The sequence below is a fragment of the Candidatus Neomarinimicrobiota bacterium genome (genome assembly GCA_021734025.1).
In the GTDB taxonomy this organism is placed as follows: domain Bacteria; phylum Fidelibacterota; class JAANXI01; order JAANXI01; family JAANXI01; genus JAANXI01.
In genome coordinates this window covers 1-5,079 of record JAIPJS010000035.1, presented here as the reverse complement: position 1 = coordinate 5,079, position 5,079 = coordinate 1, and the positions used below count along the sequence as shown (strand labels likewise).

Sequence of the window (5,079 nt, the reverse complement as noted above, 5' to 3'; positions counted from 1 at the left end):
ATGATTACTACAATGGTATTAATGTAGGCTTAGCTCACGGGGATTTTCCGAGGCCAAAAGCTGAGTATGGCAATGGAGGGTTGACCACAAAATTTGGCCGCAAAAGTTTCCTGGCTGACGATGAGATAAAACTAAACAAATGGTACCATTTGGTAGCTGTATATATTGCCTGGGACTCAGTTGTGGTATTGATAGATGGCAAATCAAGAGCAGGAGAATTTAACGGCTTTGCCACAAACATGACCTATTCGGATGGTCCCGCCCGGATTGGTACGAAGGACAATAATTACGATGCCCCACCCTGGTATTTTAAAGGGGCAATTGATGAATTATTTATTTTCAATCGGGTATTAAACCCTAATGAAATCCGAAAGTTGATGAATTTTACTCACAAACCCTTCCCCGCATTATCTGACTAAAGTGAGCGTTTTCACCGTCATAAATAAAAATACCTATAACACCAATCTTCTTTTATTTATCATGGTATTTCCCTGTTTTGGTCAGGAAAATTTCAAAAACAAACATCTGGAATTGAGTTTGCCCATAGATTCCGATTCCCTTATTGCTTATTACCCTCTGGACGGACACGCCCTGGATGTCGGCAGTCATCATCATCACGGTAAAATTTTTGGAGCAGAACCCACAACAGATCGGAATGGCAGGGCTGAGGGAGCCATGTGTTTTGATGGTCAGGATGATTATACCGATCTGGGAAACTCTAAGAAGCTGAAACCGGATTTTAGGATACACTGATTCTCAATCAGTGGTATCATTATGCCGCAGTTTATAAGGCAGTTCATGATTTGGCGTTATACATCAATTGTGAGAAAGTACCGGGAAAGTATAGAGGATTCGCATCTTCCCTGACCTATACCAATGGTCCGGTAATTATCGGGGAAAAAGATACCAATTATGATGCACCGCCCTGGTACTTTGAAGGTGCGGTGGATGATTTAATCCTCTTTGCACGGGTATTGTCCGGAAAGGAAATAAAAGCTTTGTACGATAATTAATCCCGGATCCGGCACATCAATTGATTTTTCGGGTTAGCCACTCCTCCCGCAACAGCGCATGCCGGAGTTCATCTAAAACCACTCCCTGTTTAACAACGGCCTGACGCAGCCGCCCCTCCAGACGAAAACCATTCTTTTCCAATACCCGGACGGAAGCGGGATTATTGGAAAAAACACCTGCAAATAAGCGTAAACATTCAGTGTTGGTGAAGATCCAGCCCACCAATTTACCCACACACCGCGTCACAATATCCTGCCCCCAATACGGCTCACCCAACCAGTACCCGATTTCTGCGCTGTACCGATAGACATCATCCCGGGGATGATACCCGGTGCCACCGATAAGCAAATCATTCTGGGCAATCACAAAAACTGAATTGGACAGATGTTCAATGGCGGTATCCAGCCACTGTTCTGCCGTCTCATCCGTATAAGGATGTGGAAATCCATCCCTAAGATTTCGTGCGACCTTTTCATTGTTGGCGAATGCCACCAGACGCGCTTTATCTTCCCAGCGGAAACTGCGCAGACTGTAAATATCATCTACAACAATTCGAATCATCCAGACTAATTTCCGTCATAAGGTCGCCCTTCGCCCTTCTCGCAATATTCTTTCAGGCTGGATAGGTAATAGGCCCAGTTATAGCTACAGCTGGCAAAGAAATCGGTCTCCTCCCTCCAATTGGTATGGGCGAATCTCAGTTCAGACCCACCGGGAATTCGGGTGATTTCAAATGTGAAGTGTGTGGCAAGCCATTCCTCATCGCCCTTGATGCAGGTCCAGACCACACGCTCCGGTGGAACAAGTTCGTCAATTTTCATCTCGTTATGAAATCGGGCACCAAAGTCAAAAACAGCAACAGAACCAATTTCCGGCCGTGCCTTAGCGTTTTCTGTCCACCAGGATTGGAGTCCTTCCTCCTCGGTAAGCGCTTTGTAAATCCGTTCCGGTGGCGCGTTTATCGTCAATAAGTGGCGGATGGCAGACATGACCCCTCCCTTGTTCAAATGATGGTGTTTTAAACTAATAGATTATTTTCACTATCACCAAATTGTATTCGCAGGGAGAGATAACTGGAAAACAGGGGGAATTCTGATAAATTTCGCCGCCATGGTGACAACTGAAAAAACCCAAAATCATCCAGGCCTGGGAACCATTTGCTATGTTGCCAGCCAACGAGCAAAACGATTGAATATTACCGTGAAATCACCCGACTTTGTTCGTGTCGCGGTCCCCGCGGGAATCCCAATTTCTGCTGCGGCTTCGTTCGTGGAGTCACACCGAGATTGGATTTTAAAGCAACAGCAGCGCATGCTTACCGAAGCACACCAGTCGTCCAAAATTCTGGTGCCGCTACCAGAAGATATAACGATCGCTGCCAGAACATTGTCCCATCGAATTTCGGTCCTGGCAGAAAAATATCATTTCAGATATAATCGGATAACATTCCGCCGCCAACGCACCCGCTGGGGTAGCTGCTCCCGGGAAAATAATATCAGTTTGAACCTGAAGATCGATTCTCTACCCACACATTTACAGGATTATATCCTGCTGCATGAGTTGGTGCATACACAGGTAAAAAATCACGGACCAAAGTTCTGGAGCACCCTGAACAAGGTGACTGCCAATAAAGCTCGCCAGCTTGCAATAGAATTACGCAGATATCGACTGGTATAAAAAAGCCCCACCATTACCTGGCGGGGCTGATTAGAAATCGTGTCGGATTATCTGTTCTTAAATGGCCATCAGTCTATGCATCCTGCTCCAGGTCGATTACCGTAACTTTGCCAAAATCATCAATTGGTTTTTCGAACAGGTCGGGATTGCCCACAACCATGATCAACAACTGCTCCGGTCGAAGGTATTTTCTGGCAGCGGCATTTACCTCTTCCAGGGTCAATGATTGATATCCCTTCACCGCATCAGTGAGATAGGACTGGGGTTTACCTTCAAACTTCAGGTTTAGCAACTGACGGGCGATTTTATTGGGCTCGTCATACTTGAAGACATCCCGGTTGATGATAGAGGCTCTGGCCCGGTCAAACTCCGCCGGTGTAATTCCCGCTTCATTCATGCGGGTAATCTCCTGAACCAATAGCTCCAATGCCCGGTGGGTCGTTTCCCCCTTGGTCTCGGTTCCAGCCTGAAAGACGCCGGGAAGCTGCCAACCGGCACTGAAATTACTCCAGACCGAGTAGGCCAAGCCCTCATCCGACCGAATTTTCTCCGTAAGGCGGGACTTGAATCCACCAGCGCCCAGTATATAGTTCATCACCGAAACAGCAAACCGGTCCGGATGAGTATCCTGCAATGGACTCAGCATACCAACGCGGATATTGGATTGAACAAGCTCTTTTTTTACCAGAATCACCCGGGACTCTGTCACCGGTTCAATGTCCGGCACGTCCGGGATCTGCAGTTCAGCTTGTAGCCAATCGCCAAATACCCGATTCAGTGCAGATTCCAATTCCTGCCGCGTGAGATCACCGGTTACGGAAAGAATCACATTATTGGGATGATAGTAGTCCTTCCAAAAAGCAAGCAGATCATCCCGGGTTATGCCATTGTAGGAAGCTTCATCGGCGTGCACACCCAGAATGGAATTTGGATAGAGTCCTTTAGTAAATTCACGGCTTACTATGGCTTGTGGATTGTCATTCTCCCGGCGAACCTGTTCAAGGCGTAGATTGCGGTGCAATTCCAGCTTTTCCTGCGCGAATTTTGGTGCCGCGAAAATGTCACCCATGACATTCAATACCCCGGTGAAATCCTCCTTGAGACAACTCATCCCTGCTCCGGTAGCCCGTCGGCCACCCCAGGTTTCAATACTGGCCGCCCGTGATTCCAGATAGTCGTTAATTTCATCGCCGCTACGTTCTCCGGCACCGCCGGTGCGGAGGACATCACTGAACAGGTTCACCAAGCCGGCTTTATCAGGATTCGTGTACACCCAACCGCCAGCCAGTTGCGCCTGTACCTCTACCAGCGGTAGTTCGTGATTTTCAATGAAAATGACCTGAATGCCATTGCTGGTTGTGAATTCCTGGATTTCAGGAAGGGTCGCTTCTACCGGTGGGAATGTCATCTCACGGGGGTCTTTACGTTTCATGTGATCTTCCCCGTTTCCGGAATGATGTGGCAGCATTTGACAGCCCGCCAATATGAACAGGGTTACAGTCAAAATGATACCGCGTGAAAAATTTGTTTTTACCATCATTTCACCTCCCCGGCATTGGCCTGCTCGGTAGGCGGAACCAGGTAAACGACCGTGCGATTGGTGTCCTTCAGGTATGTATTGGCAACCCGCTGCACATCTTCAGCGGTGACCGCTTTGATCTCTTCCGGGAATTTCTCAACCAGGCGCCAATCGCCGCCCACTGTGGCATAATATCCCAATTGGAAACTCAGGCCGGCATTTGTACGGAGCCCCTTCAGGTAGGACATCCGGCTCTGTTTTTTCACACGCGCCAATTCCTTCTCAGTAATCCCATTTTCCTGGATGTCACGGATAATTTCCAACAAAGCTGTTTCAAGCTCGGTATTGGTATGCTCACCCTGGGTCGTTCCGGACATAACGAAAAGTCCCGGATATTTCCCCGGATCTGGTGAACACCAGACATTGGAGGCAAGCTGCTTTTCTTCCACAATGGTTTTGTATATGCGGGATGTGCGCCCGTCTGTGAGAACATCAGCCAGTACATTCAGAGCGGCATTATCAGGATGCTGAATGTCTCCCATATGCCAGGCCATCATAAGGGCAGGGTTGGAATCGAATTCTACTGTTGCCTTGCGTAATTTGGTCTGTGGTGGTTCCACAACAGATACGGGTGGCGGATCAGGTTGAGACGGAATCTGACCAAAATATTTTTCCATGAGTGGAATCAGTTCATCCGGATATACATCACCCACCACCACGGCAGTGGCACGGTTGGGAGCATAATACCGGCGGAAAAATGCATCCAGCGTTGACAGCTTCATTTTGAACAGATCTTCCATCAGTCCAATGGTCAAAATTTTATAGGGAAATATGGTGTAGGCGGTTTCATAGAGTTTCAGGTACATGAG

The 5,079-nt window shown here is 47.8% G+C and carries 8 protein-coding genes; 4 read left to right on the top strand and 4 right to left on the bottom strand.

Going from position 1 to position 5,079, the window contains the following annotated elements; all coding sequences use genetic code 11:
* From K9N57_17790 to K9N57_17780, 3 genes are all read left to right on the top strand, one after another.
* On the top strand, positions 1-419 hold a 419-nt coding region (locus tag K9N57_17790; GenBank protein ID MCF7806033.1), incomplete at its 5' end, for a LamG domain-containing protein.
* Position 420: 1 nt separating this feature from the next.
* Positions 421-753, top strand: coding sequence for a hypothetical protein (locus tag K9N57_17785; protein ID MCF7806032.1), 333 nt, complete (start codon positions 421-423; stop codon positions 751-753).
* Complete coding sequence (locus K9N57_17780) at positions 750-1,013, top strand: LamG domain-containing protein (protein ID MCF7806031.1); 264 nt, start codon at positions 750-752, stop codon at positions 1,011-1,013. Before K9N57_17785 ends, K9N57_17780 begins: the two co-directional genes overlap by 4 nt.
* Before the next feature lie 16 nt (positions 1,014-1,029).
* Here the strand turns inward: K9N57_17780 and K9N57_17775 are convergent, their stop codons facing one another.
* Together K9N57_17775 and K9N57_17770 are read right to left on the bottom strand one after the other, a co-directional pair.
* Complete coding sequence (locus K9N57_17775; GenBank protein MCF7806030.1) at positions 1,030-1,575, bottom strand: GNAT family N-acetyltransferase; 546 nt, start codon at positions 1,573-1,575, stop codon at positions 1,030-1,032.
* Between the two features lie 5 nt (positions 1,576-1,580).
* On the bottom strand, positions 1,581-2,003 hold the full coding sequence (locus K9N57_17770) for an SRPBCC domain-containing protein (GenBank protein ID MCF7806029.1): 423 nt from the start codon (positions 2,001-2,003) through the stop codon (positions 1,581-1,583).
* A 121-nt stretch (positions 2,004-2,124) separates the two neighbouring features.
* Between K9N57_17770 and K9N57_17765 the strand changes: the two genes are divergently transcribed.
* Positions 2,125-2,691: a M48 family metallopeptidase gene (locus tag K9N57_17765; GenBank protein MCF7806028.1), complete on the top strand. Its 567-nt coding sequence runs from the start codon at positions 2,125-2,127 to the stop codon at positions 2,689-2,691.
* A 73-nt stretch (positions 2,692-2,764) separates the two neighbouring features.
* Here the strand turns inward: K9N57_17765 and K9N57_17760 are convergent, their stop codons facing one another.
* Positions 2,765-4,123 carry an insulinase family protein gene (locus K9N57_17760; GenBank protein MCF7806027.1) on the bottom strand — a complete coding sequence of 453 codons (1,359 nt, stop codon included), beginning with the start codon at positions 4,121-4,123 and terminating at the stop codon, positions 2,765-2,767.
* A gap of 104 nt (positions 4,124-4,227) precedes the next feature.
* On the bottom strand, positions 4,228-5,079 hold an 852-nt coding region (locus tag K9N57_17755), incomplete at its 5' end, for an insulinase family protein (GenBank protein ID MCF7806026.1).

Excerpts from the sequence above, each read along its gene's own strand:
- K9N57_17775 (MCF7806030.1), bottom strand. The coding sequence starts at position 1,575 with ATGATTCGAATTGTTGTAGATGATATTTACAGTCTGCGCAGTTTCCGC.
- K9N57_17770 (MCF7806029.1), bottom strand. The coding sequence starts at position 2,003 with ATGTCTGCCATCCGCCACTTATTGACGATAAACGCGCCACCGGAACGG.
- K9N57_17765 (MCF7806028.1), top strand. The coding sequence starts at position 2,125 with ATGGTGACAACTGAAAAAACCCAAAATCATCCAGGCCTGGGAACCATT.
- K9N57_17760 (MCF7806027.1), bottom strand. The coding sequence starts at position 4,123 with ATGAAACGTAAAGACCCCCGTGAGATGACATTCCCACCGGTAGAAGCG.